Below are 14,499 nucleotides of genomic sequence, written 5' to 3'. Positions count from 1 at the left end.
CTGTCAGACGACGATGTGACGGGTGAGAGCTTCGGGGTTCAACGAACCGGCGTCTCCGCGCTCGACGACGCTGCCCCGGGACAGCACCACCACCGCGTCGGCCACCCGAAGCGCGAAGTCGAGATACTGCTCCACGAGCAGCACCGTGATCCGCCCCTTCAGGCCGGCGATCACCGTCTCGATGGCGGCGACGATCGAGGGCTGGATGCCTTCCGTTGGCTCGTCGAGCAGGAGGGCGCGGGGCCGGGTAGCCAGCGCCCGGGCGATGGCGAGCTGCTGCTGCTGGCCGCCCGAGAGGTTGCCGCCGGGGCGGTGCCAGAGGCCGCGCAAAGCCGGAAACAGGACGGCCGCCTCGTCGATCGCGTCGGTGCGCTCGAGCCCGTGAGCCCGGGCCGCGACCCGCAGGTTCTCGGCAACCGTCAGGTCGGGGAAGATCTCGCGTCCCTGCGGCACGTAGGCGAGCCCCGCACGGGCGCGCCGGTCGGGGGACAGGCGGGTCAGGTCGGTCCCGTCGAGGGCGATCCGGCCGCGGCTCGCCGGGATCAGGCCGGTGAGGCAGCGCAGCAGCGTGGTCTTGCCGGCGCCGTTGCGGCCGAGCACAGCGAGGCAGGCCCCCGGCTCGACCGCGAGGCCGATCCCGCGCAGCACCTGTGCACTGCCGTAATGCTGGTCGAGCCCCTCGACATCGAGGCGCGCGGGTGCGGGCGCATGGGTCATCGGCCGAGGAAGACCTCGATCACGCGGGCATCGCGCCGGGCACCCGGCATGCTGCCCTCGTAGAGCGTTCGCCCCTCGTGCAGGACCGTCACCCGATCGGCGATGGCCTCGACGAAGTTCATGTCGTGCTCAATCACCAGGATCACTCGGTCCGGCCGACGGAGCGCCCGGATCAGCGCGGCGGTATGGGCCGTCTCGGCGTCGGACAGGCCGGCCACGGGTTCGTCGAGCAGGAGGAGCCTGGGCTCGGCGGCCAGGACCATCCCGATCTCCAGCCACTGCTTCTCGCCATGCGCCAGGGTGCCGGCGGGCACCGCGGCGCGCGAGGCAAGGCCGATCTCCGCCAGGACGGAGGCGATGCGAGCGGGGCGGTCGCGTGCCGGCAGCGCGGGGCCGCAGCCGATCTCCAGGTTCTCGCTCAGGGTGAGCGCCGGGAAAACGCTCGGCTTCTGGAACTTCCGCCGCACGCCGGCACGGGCGATCTCGGCCTCGGAGCGCTTGGTCAGGTCGATGCGATCGCCGAGCATCACCCGGCCCGAGACCGGCTTGGTGACGCCCGAGATCACGTCGAGCAGCGTGGTCTTGCCGGCGCCGTTCGGGCCGATCACGGCCCGCACCTCGCCCGGGTCGACCGCGAGCGACACCGCATCGAGCGCCGTGAAGCGGCCGAAGGCGACGGTCAGGGCCTCGACGGTGAGGACGCTCATCGGGCGGTCCGCAGCCAGGTCGGGCGTAGGCGCAAACCCACGAGATCGAGCAGGCCGTTCGGCAGGCCCAGCACCACGAGGAGCACCAGCCCCGACAGGATGAAGGGCCACGCCTCCGGCATCGCGGCGCTGAGCCAGAACTTCAGGCCGTTGACGAGGATGGCACCGATCACCGCCCCGCCGAGCCGTCCCAGGCCGCCGATGGCGACCCAGACGGCGATCTCGATGGAGAGATCGGGCGCCAGCACCCGCGGGTTGATGATGCCGACCTGCGGCACGTAGAGGATGCCGGCGAGCGCGGCGATCATGGCCGAGAGGCACCAGATCCCGAGCTTCAACCGGGTGGTGCTGTAGCCGAGGGTGCGCAGGCGGGTCTCGTCGTCGCGACAGGCGAGCATTCGGCGCCCGATTGTGCTGCCGACCAGCATCCGCGCGCCCGCGAGCACCCCGGCCAGCGCCAGCAGGGCCGCGACAGCGAGGCCGGTGACCACGCCGGGCGATCCCATGGCCCAGCCAAACAGCAGCGGGAAGCCGGTCATGCCGTTGTTGCCGCCGAGCCCGGTATCGTTGCGGTACATCAGCAGCATTGCGACGTAGACGAGCGCCTGGCTGATGATCGAGAAGTAGACGCCGTTGACGCGCGAGCGGAACGAGGCGAGCCCGAACACGAAGGCGACGAGGCCGGCGAGCGCCAGCGCGAGCACGAGGGCGTAGGGGGCATGATCGAGGCCCGCCCAATAGGTCGGAAGAGTCTTCCAGCCCATGAACTGCACGAAATCCGGCAGCACGCCGGTCACGGAGGCACCGTGCGCCAGCAGGTGCATGGCGCACACATAGCCGCCGATCGCGAAGAACAGCCCATGCCCGAGGCTGAGGATGCCGAGATAGCCCCAGACCAGGTCGAGGGAGACCGCGAGGATCGCGAAAGCGGCGAGCTGGCCGATGGCGTTGATCAGGTACGGCGCTGGCGGCGCTACCAGCAGGGCGACGGCTGCGGCGATGCAGAGCCCGACGAGTCCGGTGACCAGGGGATCGCGCACTGCGCGGCGCGCTGGTCCGAGGGGGCTCGCGAGGGCGGTCGTCTGCACGGCGCCGCTCATCGCCGCCGCCGCACGGCGAACAGGCCTTCGGGCCGGCGCTGCAGGAACAGGATGATGCCGACGAGCACGATCACCTTGGCGGCGACCGCGCCCGAGATCGGCTCGATCAGGACGTTGGCGCCGCCAACCCCGAGGGCCGCCACCAGGGTTCCGGCCAGGCTGCCGACGCCGCCGAGCACCACGACCATGAAGCTGTCGACGATGAAGCCCGAGCCCATGCCGGGATTGACGCTGTAGATCGGGCACAAAGCCACGCCGGCGAGGCCCGCCAGCCCCGAGCCCAGCCCGAAGGCGAGGCGGTCGACCCGACGGGTCGGCAAGCCCAGGCAGGCGGCCATGTCGCGATTCTGGGTCACGGCCCGGATGTCGAGCCCCAGCGGCGTGCGGCGCAGGATCAGCAGCGTCAGGACCAGCGTTGCCGCCGCGAAGCCGATCGCGAAGAGGCGGTTCCAGGTGACGACGAAGTCCGCGTAGAGCGGCACGCCGCCGGTGACATAGGCCGGCATGGCGAATTGCAGGTTCTGGGTGCCGACGGCGACGCGCACGAGGTTCACCAGAAACAGACTCACCGCCCAGGTGGCGAGCAGGCTCATCAGCGGACGCCGGTAGAGGTGACGCAGGATCAGCGCCTCGACGACGATGCCGACCAGCGCGACCGACAGGAAGGCGACCGGGATCGCCGCGACGAGGTAGAGGTCGAGCAGCGCGGGGGCGAACCGACGCAGCGCCTCCTGCACGCCGTAGGTGGCGTAGGCGCCGAGCATGATGAACTCGCCCTGCGCGAGGTTGATCACGCCCATCAGCCCGAAGATGATCGCGAGCCCGGCCGCCGCCATGAAGAGGATACTGGCGAAGCTGAGGCCGTTGTAGAGGATCGCGAGGCCGTCGCCGATCGCGACCGCACGCCCGACTTTGGTGAGACCCGCATCGAGGGCGGCCCGGAAGGCCGGGTCGGAACCGTAGGCGGGGTCGCCCTTCAGTGCGGCGAGCCGCGCCGCGGCGGCCCCGGACGGGCTTGCGGCCACGGCGGCGATCGCAGCCCGGCGCCGGGCCGGATCGGGCGAGGACAGGGCGGCCGCCTGGGCGAGGCCGGCGATCGTCCCCCTCAGCGCAGCATCGGTCTCCGCGTCCCGCGCCCGGTCGAGCACCGCCGCCGGGACAGTGGCGATGCGCCGTTCCAGGACCGCGAGGCCGGCGGCGCGAGCCGTGGGCGTCTCTGCGGCGAGCAGAGCCACCACGCTGCGTGCGGTCTCGACGGCGGCACGCTGGCGCAGGCCGAGGATTGGCGCGTGTGCCGCGGCGGCCGGCCGGCGCGCGCCGGTCACGGCGTCCTGGTCGTCCGCCGCATTCGGGCCCTCGAGCAGCAGGGCACCGTCCGGCGGACAGGTGAGGCGGCGCTCGGCGAGGGCGCCGAGGAGCCGACCGGCGAAGGCGAGGTCGTCCGCCTGCAGATCGCCTCCGGCGCGGACGAGCCCCTCGGCGGCGCCGACCTGCGCGACACCATCCCCGCACAAGGAGCTGGCGAACAGAACCCGGTCGAGCGGCGCTGCAGAGGCTGGGATTGCCAGGAGCGCCAGACACCAGAGCGCCAGGAGAGCACGCCGAATCGGATCAACCATAGGGGCTGAACGGGACCGGCTTCGGCGCGTCGGCGGATTGCCAGAGCACGTCGAAGCCGCGCTTCTCGTTGACCGAGCCGATGAAGATTCCGCGGGAGACGTAGTTGTTCTCCCCCGTCATGGTCAGCGTGTAGCCCGACGGGTCGTCGAAGCTGAGACCTGCGAAGGCTTTGCGCACCTCTGGAACCGCGAAGGAGCCCGCCTTGGCGGCGGCGAGCGCCCAGAGGTGGACGCTGTCGTAGGCCGACACCATGGGATCGATCACCGTGTCGGCACTGAACGGGACATTCTTGGCTTTCACGTAGGCGGCCCAGTCAGCGAGGAACTTCTTGTTCCGCTCGCCCTTGGCGGCCTGGAGATAGGCCCAGCAGTTCAGGTGGCCGACGAGCTTGCCGGTATCGAGACCCTCGAGATCCGCCTCCACCATGTCGAGACCGAGGATCGGCACGTCGGTGGCGCTGATGCCCTGGTTGGCAAATTCGCGCAGGAAGTCGGGGATCGAGGAGCCGACGACGGTCAGTACCACGATCGGCTGGCCGCCAGGCTGGCTGGCGAAGCTGCGCACCTGGTTCACGAGGGTCTGGAAGTTCGAGAAGCCGAAGGGCACGTATTCCTCGCGCCACGCGCTTTCCGGGATCCCCTTGCTCTTCCAGTACCCCTTCAGCTGCTTGTTGATCGTGCGCGGCCAGACGTAGTCCGAGCCGATCATGAAGAACCGCTTCGCGCCGACGCCGTCCTGGCCCATCAGGTAGTCCACTGCCGGCAGCACGGAACTCGCGGGCGGCGAGTTCACGTAGACGACGTTCTTGGAATTCTCGTCGCCCTCGAAGTGGAGCGGGTAGAACAACAACCCGTCATTCTGCTCGACGACGGGCAGCACTGATTTCCGGGACACGGAGGTCCAGCAGCCGAACAGGGCCGCGACCTTCTCCTGCTGCAGCATCTGCCGTCCGACCTGCGCGTAGAGCGGCCAGTCCGAGGCCGGATCGGAGGTCAGCACCTCGATCTGACGGCCGTTGACGCCGCCGCGGCTGTTGATCTCGTCGGCGGCCATGCGGACCACATGGTTCAGCCGCCCCTCGATATTGGCCATCGTGCCGGACGACGAGAACAGGCAGCCGAGCTTGACGGTGTCGGCGCCGAAGGCCGGTCGGATGAGAGCCGGCGCCGCGAGCAGCGCCGCGGTGCCGACGAAGCTGCGCCGCGTGAGATGCGTCATTGATTGCGAAGCTCCCATGGATTCAGCGCCGGATTGTCGGCCGACGTCGGGTCAACGGGAAGGTCAAAGAGGCTGCAGGGCGGCAGGGACCTTGCGCATATTAGCGGCACTTGCGCGCGCGAATGGCGATCTTCGTCTGGGAACGTCAAAATTATCGTATCGAATACGGGCCTCTCCGCCGTCGGAAACGGGGCTCGACCTCTTCAACATCATGAGGGCGGGTGCATCCTGCCCCCGCGACCGGCGTGCAGGGGTATCTCGGCCTGCCCTGGCGCATCGTATCAGACGTTTGGCGCGCGAATGGCACGCTTCTTGTGTGGATCCCGCCAGCGCAGCGTCGCGCAAGGCGGCGACTACAGGTTGGCGTGCCGTCGATACTGTGAGGTGCCGGGTGACCGGATCTCCGCGACCGCTTTGCCCCTGTCACGACCTCGACATCGTCGCGCGTTCGGCCGGGAGCCGACGCACCGCCTGAAAGACTCCGACATCCGCCTCCTGAGGAGAGCCGATATGTGCGACCGTCACGGCGATTATCGCGTCCCCGACTTTTCGCGGTTCAAGACCAGCCGCCGGCGCTTCCTCGGCGGCACCGCCGCGGCGCTGACCCTCGCGGCGGGGCCGGGCCTCGTCGGCCGGGCCGCGGCGGCCTCCGGTATCCGGGCGACGCACGGGACCGGCTTCTGCAATCTGAATTTCTTCCTGGCCGAGGCGATGCAACTCGCCAAGGACGACGGTCTCACCATCGACTTCGTGAACACGCCGACCTTTTCGGATCAGGTCACCTTCCTCGGAATGGGTCAGGTCGATGCCGGCGTGATGCCCTACACCAGCTTCATGGCGCTCTACGACGCCGGTGCCCCGGTGACGATCGTGGCGGGCGGCGGCATCGAGGGCTGCGTGCTCGTAGCCCAGCCGGGCCTCGACAGTCCGGAGAAGCTCAAGGGCAAGACGCTTGGCACCTTTCAGCTCGATACGCTCGAAGTGCTGCCCTACGACTGGCTGAAGAAGAACGGCGTGGCCTTCAAGGACATCACGGTCCGCTACATGGGTTCCACCCCGGAGGCCGTAGAGGCGTTCCGCGCCGGCGCCCTCGACATCATCTCCACGATCGAGCCCTACGGCACGGCGTTGCTGACCGACGTGAAGGGCGCCGTGAAGCTCTCCGACGGCACCGACATCTACGGCAAGGGCTATACCGACTGCGTGCTCGCCGTACGCAACGAGCTGATCGCCAAGAACCCGGCCGCAGTCAAAGCCCTGATCAAAGGCATGATGAAGGCTCAGGCCCTGGCCGAGGGCGACCCCCAGGCCGCCCTGAACAAGCTCGTCGGCTCCTACTACAAGACCTCGATGAGCAACGCCCAGCTCGCCATGGGCCGGCAGCCCTCGGTGGTGGACGCCCGCAACCAGACGCAGTTCATCCTCGACCGGACCGATTCAGTGGCCGAGATGGGCTACATCAAGAAGAAGCCCGGCCGCGGCGCAATCGACTGGACGCTCTTGGAGCAAGTCATCGCCGAGAACCCGGATCTCTACAGCAAGCTCAAGCTGAAGTCGGCCTAAGCGGATGGCCATCGATCTCGCCCGCGCCGCCGCCGTCCCGCATGGCCAGCCGCGCCTCCCGTTCGCGCAGCGCCTCGCGCTGCCCGACGGGCTCGTCCCCCTGCTGCGCCGGACCGGCTGGATGCTGGTCTCGGTCGGCTGCTTCGCCGGCCTCTGGGAGCTGCTGTGGGGGCTCGGCATCGCCGACGCCAAGCTCCTGCCGCCGCCGCACATCTTCCTCGGCAACCTCGCCGAGCAGGCGCGCTTCTTCAACACCGCGCAACGCTGGCAGATCGGCACCGGAATGAATACCGGCCCAAGCCCCGCCATGGCGGTGCTGATCACCGTGCTCGCCTCCACCGGCCGGGTTCTGGCGGGCCTCGCCCTGGCCGCGACCCTGTCGATCCTCGTCGGTGTGGCGATCCGCTACGTCGTGCTGTTCGAGCGGCTGACCCTGCCGACCATCACGCTGCTCGCCCCGGTCTCGCCGATCGCGTGGCTGCCGGTGGCGATCTTCATGTTCGGGATCGGCAACGCCCCTGCGATCTTCATGGTGTTCATCGCGCTGTTCTTCACCATGGTCCTCTCGACCATCCACCAGATCGACGGGGTCAACCGGAACTACATCAACGTCGCCCGGACCATGGGGGCGACGAAGCGCCAGATCTACGCGCGGGTGATCGTGCCGGCGATCCTGCCGGGGCTGCTCGCGGTTTTGCGCCTCAACCTGTTCGGCGCCTGGATGGTGGTGCTCGTCGCCGAGGCGACCGGTGTCGGCTACGGGCTCGGCCAGGTGATCATGCTGGCGCGCAACACCTTCAACCCGTCGCTGGTCTTCTTCACCATCACCCTGATCGGCCTGCTCGGCTTCGCCTTCGACCTGCTGTTCCGGCTGGTCCAGCGGCGGATGCTGTATTGGCTGCCGCGTGACGCGGGGTCCTCCCTTGGCCTCTGAGTCCGCTCCCCTCGACGCCGTCTCCTGCCGCGGCGTTGCCAAGGTCTGGGCGGCTGGCACCGCCCGCGCCCACGAGGCCCTGCGCGACATCGACCTCACCGTGCGGCCCGGCGAGTTCGTGGTGTTCCTCGGGCCCTCGGGCTGCGGGAAGAGCACGCTGCTCTACCTGATCGCCGGGCTCGAACCCGCCTCCGGGGGCGAGCTCCTGGCCTTCGGCGAGGCCGTCACCGGCCCGTCGCCGGAGCGCAGCCTGATCTTCCAAGAGACGTCGCTCTTCCCTTGGCTCAGCGTCTGGCAGAACGTCAGCTTCGGCCTGTCGCTGAAGGGTGTGCCGGAAGCGGAACGCCGGAGCATCGCCCGGGCCGCGCTCCAGCGCGTCGGCCTCGCCGAGGCCTTCGACAAGCGACCCGACGAGCTGTCGGGCGGCATGCGCCAGCGGGTGGCGGTCGCCCGTGCGCTGGCTATGCGCCCCAAGGTCTTGCTGATGGACGAGCCCTTCGCGGCGCTGGACGTCCAGACCCGCCAGAAGATGCAGGACTTCCTGCTCGACGTCTGGCGCGACAGCGGCGCCTCGGTGCTGTTCGTGACCCATCACATCGACGAGGCCGTGGCGCTCGCCGACCGGGTGGTGGTGTTCACCGCCCGCCCCGGCCGGATCAAGACGATCGTCCGCAACGACCTCGCCCGCCCGCGCGACCCGTTCTCGCCCGAGGCCGAGGCGCTGCGGCGCCACCTCACCGAGCTCCTGCGCGACGAGGTCGACCGGGCCTTCGCCGAGCAGGAAGCGCTCGTCTGAACCCCTCCCCAACACGGACACGACCATGGCCACATCGCTGATCCGCAGCCGGCGGATGATCACCCGCACCCTCGACCATGATCGCTGGGAAGAGATCGCCGACGGCGCGGTCCTGCAGACGGACGGGATCATCGCGGCGGTCGGCACCTACGCGGACCTGCATGCCCGCTACCCCGACGCCCCCGTGATCGGATCCGGCCGCGAGATCCTGCTGCCGGGCTTCGTCAACGGCCACCACCATGTCGGCCTGACGCCAGTCCAGCTCGGATCCCCTGACATGCCGCTGGAGCTGTGGTTCGTAACCCGGATGGTGGCGCGCAACCTCAACCTGTATCTCGACACCCTGTACTCCGCCTTCGAGATGGTCGGCTCGGGGATCACCACGGTCCAGCACATCCACGGCTGGATGCCCGGCTCCCTGGAGGAGGTCGAGGCGCGCTCCAACGAGGTGCTGCGCGCCTATCGCGACATCGGCATGCGGGTCTCGTACTGCTTCGCGGTCCGCGACCAGAACCGTCTCGTCTACCAGGCCGACATGGATTTCGTGGCGAGCCTGCCGGCGCCGCTGCAGGACCCGATGAAGCGCTGGTTCGAGCGCTTCCAGATGTCCCTGGAGGACAATTTCTCGCTCTTCCGCAGCCTGCATAGCGGCCAGGAGGGGGCCTCGCGGGCCAAGATCCAGCTGGCGCCCGCCAACCTGCACTGGTGCTCCGACGCGGCCCTCGAAGGGCTCGCCGGACTGTCCGAATCCTACGACGTGCCGATGCACATGCATCTCGTCGAGACCGCCTACCAGAAGGCCTACGCGGAGAAGCGCGGCGGCGGCACCGCCCTCGAGTACCTCGACCGGTTCGGCATGCTCGGTCCGCGCCTGACGCTCGGCCACGGCGTCTGGCTCAACGAGTCCGACATCGAGCGGGTGGCGGCGACCGGCACCTGCATCTGTCACAATTGCTCGTCGAACTTCCGGCTGCGCTCCGGCGTGGCGGCGCTCAACCGGTTCGAGGCGAAGGGCATCAACACGGCGATCGGCCTCGACGAGGCCGGCATCAACGACGACCGCGACATGCTCCAGGAGATGCGCCTCGTGCTGCGCGCCCACCGGGTGCCCGGCATGGACGAGGCCGACGTGCCGAGCATGGCGCAGGTGCTGCGGATGGCGACCGTCGGCGGCGCCCGCACCACCCCCTACGGCGACAGCCTGGGCACGATCGAAGTCGGCAAGGGCGCCGACCTCGTCCTGATTGACTGGGACCAGATCGCCTACCCGTATCTCGACCCGGAGACGCCGCTCCTCGACGCGGTGATCCAGCGGGCGAAGACCGGCGGCGTCACCACGGTGCTGTGCGAGGGCGAGGTGCTCTACGCCGACGGGCGCTTCACCCGGGTCGACCGCGATGCTGCCCTGAAGGCGCTGCACGACGACCTGTCGCGGGCGCTGTCGGACGACGAGGTCGAGCGGCGGCAGCTCTCGAAGGCCCTCCTGCCGCATGCGAGGCGCTTCTACGCCGACTACATCGACCCTGCGCGGCACGAGCCGTTCTACCGCCCGAGCTCGCGCGTCTGAGGCGCGCAGTCCCCCGGAGAGCCGGACGTTCAGCCCGCGTCCCACTCTCGTGAGTGCGCACCCTCGGGCCGCTGGGCGCGCGCGGGATCGTGCGAGAGGCGCGGGTCGCGCCCGCGGCATCGGGGCGGCTCCGCGGCGTCGCCGGCAATGGGGTGTTTGGCAGCGGACGGACAGCGGATGGCAAAGGTTTCAGCGATCCGCTCAGCGGCTCGCGCGCAGCAAGCCCGGGTCGAGGACCTGTTCGCGCAGCTCGCCGGATGCGGCCGAACCGATCCCGGAATCACGCGAGCCTCGTACAGTCCCGAGGAGACCGCCGCGCACGCCGTGATGATGCGTTGCGCCGCCGATCTCGGTCTCACCGTCCATCGGGACGCCGCCGCCAACACCTACATGACCCTGCCGGGGCGCGATCGAAGCCTGCCGCCGATCCTGATCGGCTCCCACCTCGACACTGTTGCCCATGGCGGCAACTACGACGGCGCGGCCGGGGTGGTGGCCGGGCTCGCGGCCATCGCGGCGATCCGCAGCCTCGGCCTGAGGCCGTCGCGGGATCTGACCGTCATGGGCGTGCGCGCCGAGGAGAGCGTCTGGTTCCAGGTCTCGTATCTCGGCAGCCGGGCGGCGCTCGGTACCCTGCCGGACGGAGCGCTCGACGCAGTCCGGATCGATAGCGGCCTGCGTCTTGGCGAGCATATCGCCCGTGAGGGCGGCGATCCGGAGGCTTTGGTGGGCGGAAGGGCCGCCATCGACGCAGGCGCGATCCACGCCTTCCTAGAGGTGCATATCGAGCAGGCGCCGAGTCTCGAGGAAGCCGGGATCCCGGTCGGCCTCTGTACCGGCATCCCGGGCAACGTACGCTATCCTGACGTCCGCATCGCCGGGCGTTACGACCATGTCGGCACGCCGCGCCGTTTCCGACGCGATGCGGCCATGGCCGGCGCCGAGATCGCCCTGGCCCTCGACCGGATCTGGCAGGCGCGAGAGGCGGCCGGCTGCCCGATAGCCGTGACCTTCGGACGGTTCCATACCGATGCCGCGGCGCATGGCCTGACGACGGTCCCGGGCGAGTTCCGGTTTAGCCTCGACATGTGGGCCTACGCGGCCGAAGTTCTGTCGGAGATCGAGGCCGCGTTCCTGAACGCGGTGGCGACGGTCGTGGAAAGCCGCGGCGTGACGGTGACGCTCGGCGTGCGCGCCGAAGCGGGTGTCGGTATGGTCTCGGTCGGGATCCGCGATGGGCTTGCTGCGGCGGCGGAGGCCCTCGGCATCGCGACCCAGCTCCTTGGCAGCCCGGCCTCCCACGATGCTGCCGCCTTCGCCAAGGCCGGCGTGCCGATGGCGATGCTGTTCGTGCGCAACGCCAACGGCAGCCACAATCCCAATGAAGCCATGGCCATCGACGATCTTCTCGATGCCGTCGCGATCCTCGCCAGTTGGCTGGTTGCGGAGACCTGCGAGGTCTGAGGCCAGGCCGTCAGGCCGCGAAACGCGCGAGACCGCCCCTCGGACTGCCGAGGATCGTGTCATCGCGCATGACGGGCTGGCCGCGCACGATCGTGGCCATTGGCCAGCCCGTTACGGCAGTGCCTGCGAATGGCGTCCAGCCGCACGGCGAGACGATCCAAGATTCCTTGATCGTGCGGAGCGCCTTCAGGTCCACGAGGGTGAAATCCGCGTCGTACCCGGCAGCGATGCGACCCTTGCCCGGGAGGCCGTAAACCCGAGCCGGACAGGCCGCCATGAGATCGACAAGGCGCGCCAGCGACAGGCGCCCGGCGGCCCAGGCAGCAGCCCGATGGCGCTCGCTGCGGATGGGGGTATTCATCACCCCGAGCCTGTCGTAGCAGTCGGGCGCCACCTTGGTCAGGTGGTTGACCAGGACCTCGACGGTCGCGATGTCGCGATAGCCCCGGAGGTAGTCGAGTTCCTCGGCGGTGGACACGTGAAGGATGTGCGTCGCCTGACCGCTCTTGCAGGCCGGGGCTATAAGGCGACGGGTGCCCAGGAAGGCGCATTCCTCGTCGCGCCACTCCATGTGGGTCCGGTGCGGTTGTCCCCGGCTGAACAGCGGCTTGCGTGCCTGGAGCCGGTGCTCCTCCTCGGCGCAGCCGAGCACGATGGCGTCGGCGCCGTCGCGCTCGATCAGGATCCGGGCCGCCGCGATCAGGCGGGCGCGAATGACCTCGCCTACCGTCTCGTCCGCCCGCGCCTCCACCGGCCGGCTGCCGGTATAGCGCCCCCGAGACCCATCTGGCGCTCGCGGTGCACGCCGCCCTCCGACAACGCGACAATTCCGAAGCGCTCGCGAAGGGTGAGCGCGCGAGAGATCCCCCATTCGGCGATCCCCATCACCGGCCGTCGGCGACCTCGCGTGCGGTCTGCAGGCCCGGGTCGCTGAAGCAGGCGATGACGAAGGCGTCTGCCGGATCCGCCGCGATGCGCCGCGCCAGTGGCATCACCACGCGATCCGCATCCTGCTGCGCGGAGATGCTCTCGGGCCCTTCAGGCAGGGCCGTCACGGTGATGGCGGGACCGCCTGGCAGGCGCAGCGGCGCCAGCGCCGCATCGACGGCGGCCGTCACCGTTCAGGAGGAATTCGGGTTGATCACCAGGATGCGCGCTGGGTTGATGACGCCGGGATTGGGCATGCGGCCTCCTGTTCACCCCGCCAAGAGCCACCTTGCCCTCGACGGACCGATCCCGACCTAGCGAGATTCGGGCTGCGCGCCACCTGCGACGCTCGCCGGATCGGGCACCGATCTTGCGCGCGTACCTGACCCGGTGAGGAGGTTCTCGATGCACGACAGCGCTGCGGATATGGCGGCCGGCGTCACCCTGGTGACGGGGGCCCGGTGGGTCGTTGCCTGGGATCCCGAGAGCGGCAGCCATGTCTACCGCAGCGGCGCGGACGTGGCCTTCGAGGATGGTGCCCTCGTCCATGTCGGTCCGGACTACGCGGGGCCCCCGCCCGTCCGGACCATCGACGCATCCGGCTGCATGATCATGCCGGGGCTCGTGGACATCCACACGCACCTGTTCTCGGAACCCATGAACAAGGGCATGTGGGACGAGGTCGGCAGCCCGCGCCTCTACAACACTTCGCTCTACGAGTACCTTCCGATCCTCCGGCCGGATGCGGAGGGCACGCGGGCGGCCTACGGGGTCGCTCTGGCGGAGCTGGCGCTCTCGGGCGTCACCACGGTGTGCGACCTCGCCCTGCCGAGCGAGGGCTGGCTCGACCTCCTCGGAAGCTCGGGCCTGCGGGTCTGCATCGCCCCCATGTTCCGGTCCGGCCGCTGGCTAACCCGGAACGGCCACAGCGTGGAGTACGCATGGGACGAGGCCGCCGGCCGGCGCGGCCTGGATCAGGCGCTGGCCGAGATCGAGGCCGCGCAGGTGCATCCGAGCGGACGGCTCTTCGGTATGCTCTGCCCGGCGCAGGTGGACACATGCACGGCGGAACTGATGCGGGACGCCCATGCCGAGGCGGTGCGGCGCGACCTGCGCTTCCACACCCATGCGGCGCAGTCCCTGTCGGAATTCCACGAGATTACCCGCCGCACTGGGATGACGCCGATCGAGTGGCTCGACGATCTCGGGGTGCTCAGCGAGCGCACAATCGTGGGCCACGGGATCTTCGTGGACGACCATCCCTGGACCCACTGGCACAGCCCGGGCTCGGACATGCGGCGCCTGGCCGAGCGTGGCGCCACGGTCGCCCATTGCCCAACGGTCTTCGCCCGCCGCGGCATCGCGCTCAATCATTTCGGCCGCTACGTCCAGGCCGGCGTCAACATGGGCATCGGCACCGATGTCTATCCACACAACATGCTCGACGAGATGCGCCTCGTCTCGTACCTCGCCCGGGTCGTCGCCGAGAACCCCCGCGACACCCGCGCGGCGGACGTGTTTCACGCCGCCACAATCGGTGGGGCCCTGGCGCTGGGGCGCTCTGACATTGGCCGGCTCACGGCGGGCTGCAAGGCCGATTTCGTGCTCGTGGACTGCACGCATCCCGCCATGCGGCCGTGCCGCGACCCCATACAGTCGCTGATCTATTCGGCCGCCGACCGCGCTGTACGGCAGGTCTTCGTCGATGGCCGCGAGATCGTGCGCGACGGTCGCGTCCTGACGGTCGACTACGCGGCCGCGGCCGCGGCCCTTGAGGAAGCGCAAGGTCGCGCACTCGCACAGATCCGGCAGCTCGACTGGGCGGGACGCGGCCCCGACGCCATCGCACCGCCGACCTTCCCAGGGCTGTGAGGCCTCGGCGCCGC

At 69.6% G+C, this 14,499-nt stretch carries 13 protein-coding genes; 6 read left to right on the top strand and 7 right to left on the bottom strand.

What is annotated here, in order from left to right; all coding sequences use genetic code 11:
* Positions 1-3 precede the first annotated feature (3 nt).
* Genes urtE through AKJ13_RS23585 form a run of 5 tightly spaced genes read right to left on the bottom strand, consistent with a single transcriptional unit; the run spans position 4 to position 5,362 of the window.
* On the bottom strand, positions 4-717 hold the full coding sequence (urtE, locus tag AKJ13_RS23605; protein WP_050735557.1) for an urea ABC transporter ATP-binding subunit UrtE: 714 nt from the start codon (positions 715-717) through the stop codon (positions 4-6).
* Positions 714-1,424: an ATP-binding cassette domain-containing protein gene (locus AKJ13_RS23600; protein WP_050735556.1), complete on the bottom strand. Its 711-nt coding sequence runs from the start codon at positions 1,422-1,424 to the stop codon at positions 714-716. Before AKJ13_RS23600 ends, urtE begins: the two co-directional genes overlap by 4 nt.
* On the bottom strand, positions 1,421-2,524 hold the full coding sequence (gene urtC / locus AKJ13_RS23595) for an urea ABC transporter permease subunit UrtC (RefSeq protein WP_200905691.1): 1,104 nt from the start codon (positions 2,522-2,524) through the stop codon (positions 1,421-1,423). Before urtC ends, AKJ13_RS23600 begins: the two co-directional genes overlap by 4 nt.
* On the bottom strand, positions 2,521-4,143 hold the full coding sequence (gene urtB / locus AKJ13_RS23590) for an urea ABC transporter permease subunit UrtB (protein ID WP_050735555.1): 1,623 nt from the start codon (positions 4,141-4,143) through the stop codon (positions 2,521-2,523). Before urtB ends, urtC begins: the two co-directional genes overlap by 4 nt.
* Positions 4,136-5,362 (bottom strand): transporter substrate-binding protein, encoded by a 1,227-nt coding sequence (locus AKJ13_RS23585; RefSeq protein ID WP_050735554.1) that lies wholly within the window; start codon positions 5,360-5,362, stop codon positions 4,136-4,138. The genes urtB and AKJ13_RS23585 overlap by 8 nt, the downstream gene beginning before the upstream one ends.
* Before the next feature lie 510 nt (positions 5,363-5,872).
* Here AKJ13_RS23585 and AKJ13_RS23580 point away from each other — a divergent pair.
* From AKJ13_RS23580 to AKJ13_RS23560, 5 genes are all read left to right on the top strand, one after another.
* Positions 5,873-6,925 carry an ABC transporter substrate-binding protein gene (locus AKJ13_RS23580; RefSeq protein WP_050735553.1) on the top strand — a complete coding sequence of 351 codons (1,053 nt, stop codon included), beginning with the start codon at positions 5,873-5,875 and terminating at the stop codon, positions 6,923-6,925.
* Between the two features lie 4 nt (positions 6,926-6,929).
* The gene (locus AKJ13_RS23575) at positions 6,930-7,859 is read left to right on the top strand and encodes an ABC transporter permease (protein ID WP_050735552.1); all 930 of its coding nucleotides are present in this window, start codon (positions 6,930-6,932) and stop codon (positions 7,857-7,859) included.
* On the top strand, positions 7,849-8,655 hold the full coding sequence (locus AKJ13_RS23570) for an ABC transporter ATP-binding protein (protein ID WP_050735551.1): 807 nt from the start codon (positions 7,849-7,851) through the stop codon (positions 8,653-8,655). Before AKJ13_RS23575 ends, AKJ13_RS23570 begins: the two co-directional genes overlap by 11 nt.
* Positions 8,656-8,680: 25 nt before the next feature.
* The gene (locus AKJ13_RS23565) at positions 8,681-10,222 is read left to right on the top strand and encodes an amidohydrolase family protein (RefSeq protein WP_050735550.1); all 1,542 of its coding nucleotides are present in this window, start codon (positions 8,681-8,683) and stop codon (positions 10,220-10,222) included.
* A 177-nt stretch (positions 10,223-10,399) separates the two neighbouring features.
* Positions 10,400-11,686 (top strand): hydantoinase/carbamoylase family amidase, encoded by a 1,287-nt coding sequence (locus AKJ13_RS23560; RefSeq protein WP_050735549.1) that lies wholly within the window; start codon positions 10,400-10,402, stop codon positions 11,684-11,686.
* Between the two features lie 10 nt (positions 11,687-11,696).
* Here AKJ13_RS23560 and AKJ13_RS31585 read toward each other — a convergent pair whose 3' ends face one another.
* Positions 11,697-12,437, bottom strand: a complete 741-nt coding sequence (locus AKJ13_RS31585; RefSeq protein ID WP_244471702.1) for an amidohydrolase family protein — start codon at positions 12,435-12,437, stop codon at positions 11,697-11,699.
* Positions 12,438-12,570: 133 nt separating this feature from the next.
* Positions 12,571-12,804 carry an aspartate/glutamate racemase family protein gene (locus tag AKJ13_RS32825; protein ID WP_244471701.1) on the bottom strand — a complete coding sequence of 78 codons (234 nt, stop codon included), beginning with the start codon at positions 12,802-12,804 and terminating at the stop codon, positions 12,571-12,573.
* Positions 12,805-13,018: 214 nt separating this feature from the next.
* Here AKJ13_RS32825 and AKJ13_RS23550 point away from each other — a divergent pair, with 214 nt between their 5' ends.
* Positions 13,019-14,485: an amidohydrolase family protein gene (locus AKJ13_RS23550; RefSeq protein ID WP_050735548.1), complete on the top strand. Its 1,467-nt coding sequence runs from the start codon at positions 13,019-13,021 to the stop codon at positions 14,483-14,485.
* The last annotated feature ends 14 nt before the right edge of the window (positions 14,486-14,499 follow it).

This window comes from Methylobacterium sp. ARG-1 (assembly GCF_001262595.1).
GTDB lineage: Bacteria > Pseudomonadota > Alphaproteobacteria > Rhizobiales > Beijerinckiaceae > Methylobacterium > Methylobacterium brachiatum.
This window is presented reverse-complemented; position numbering and strand designations above follow the sequence as displayed.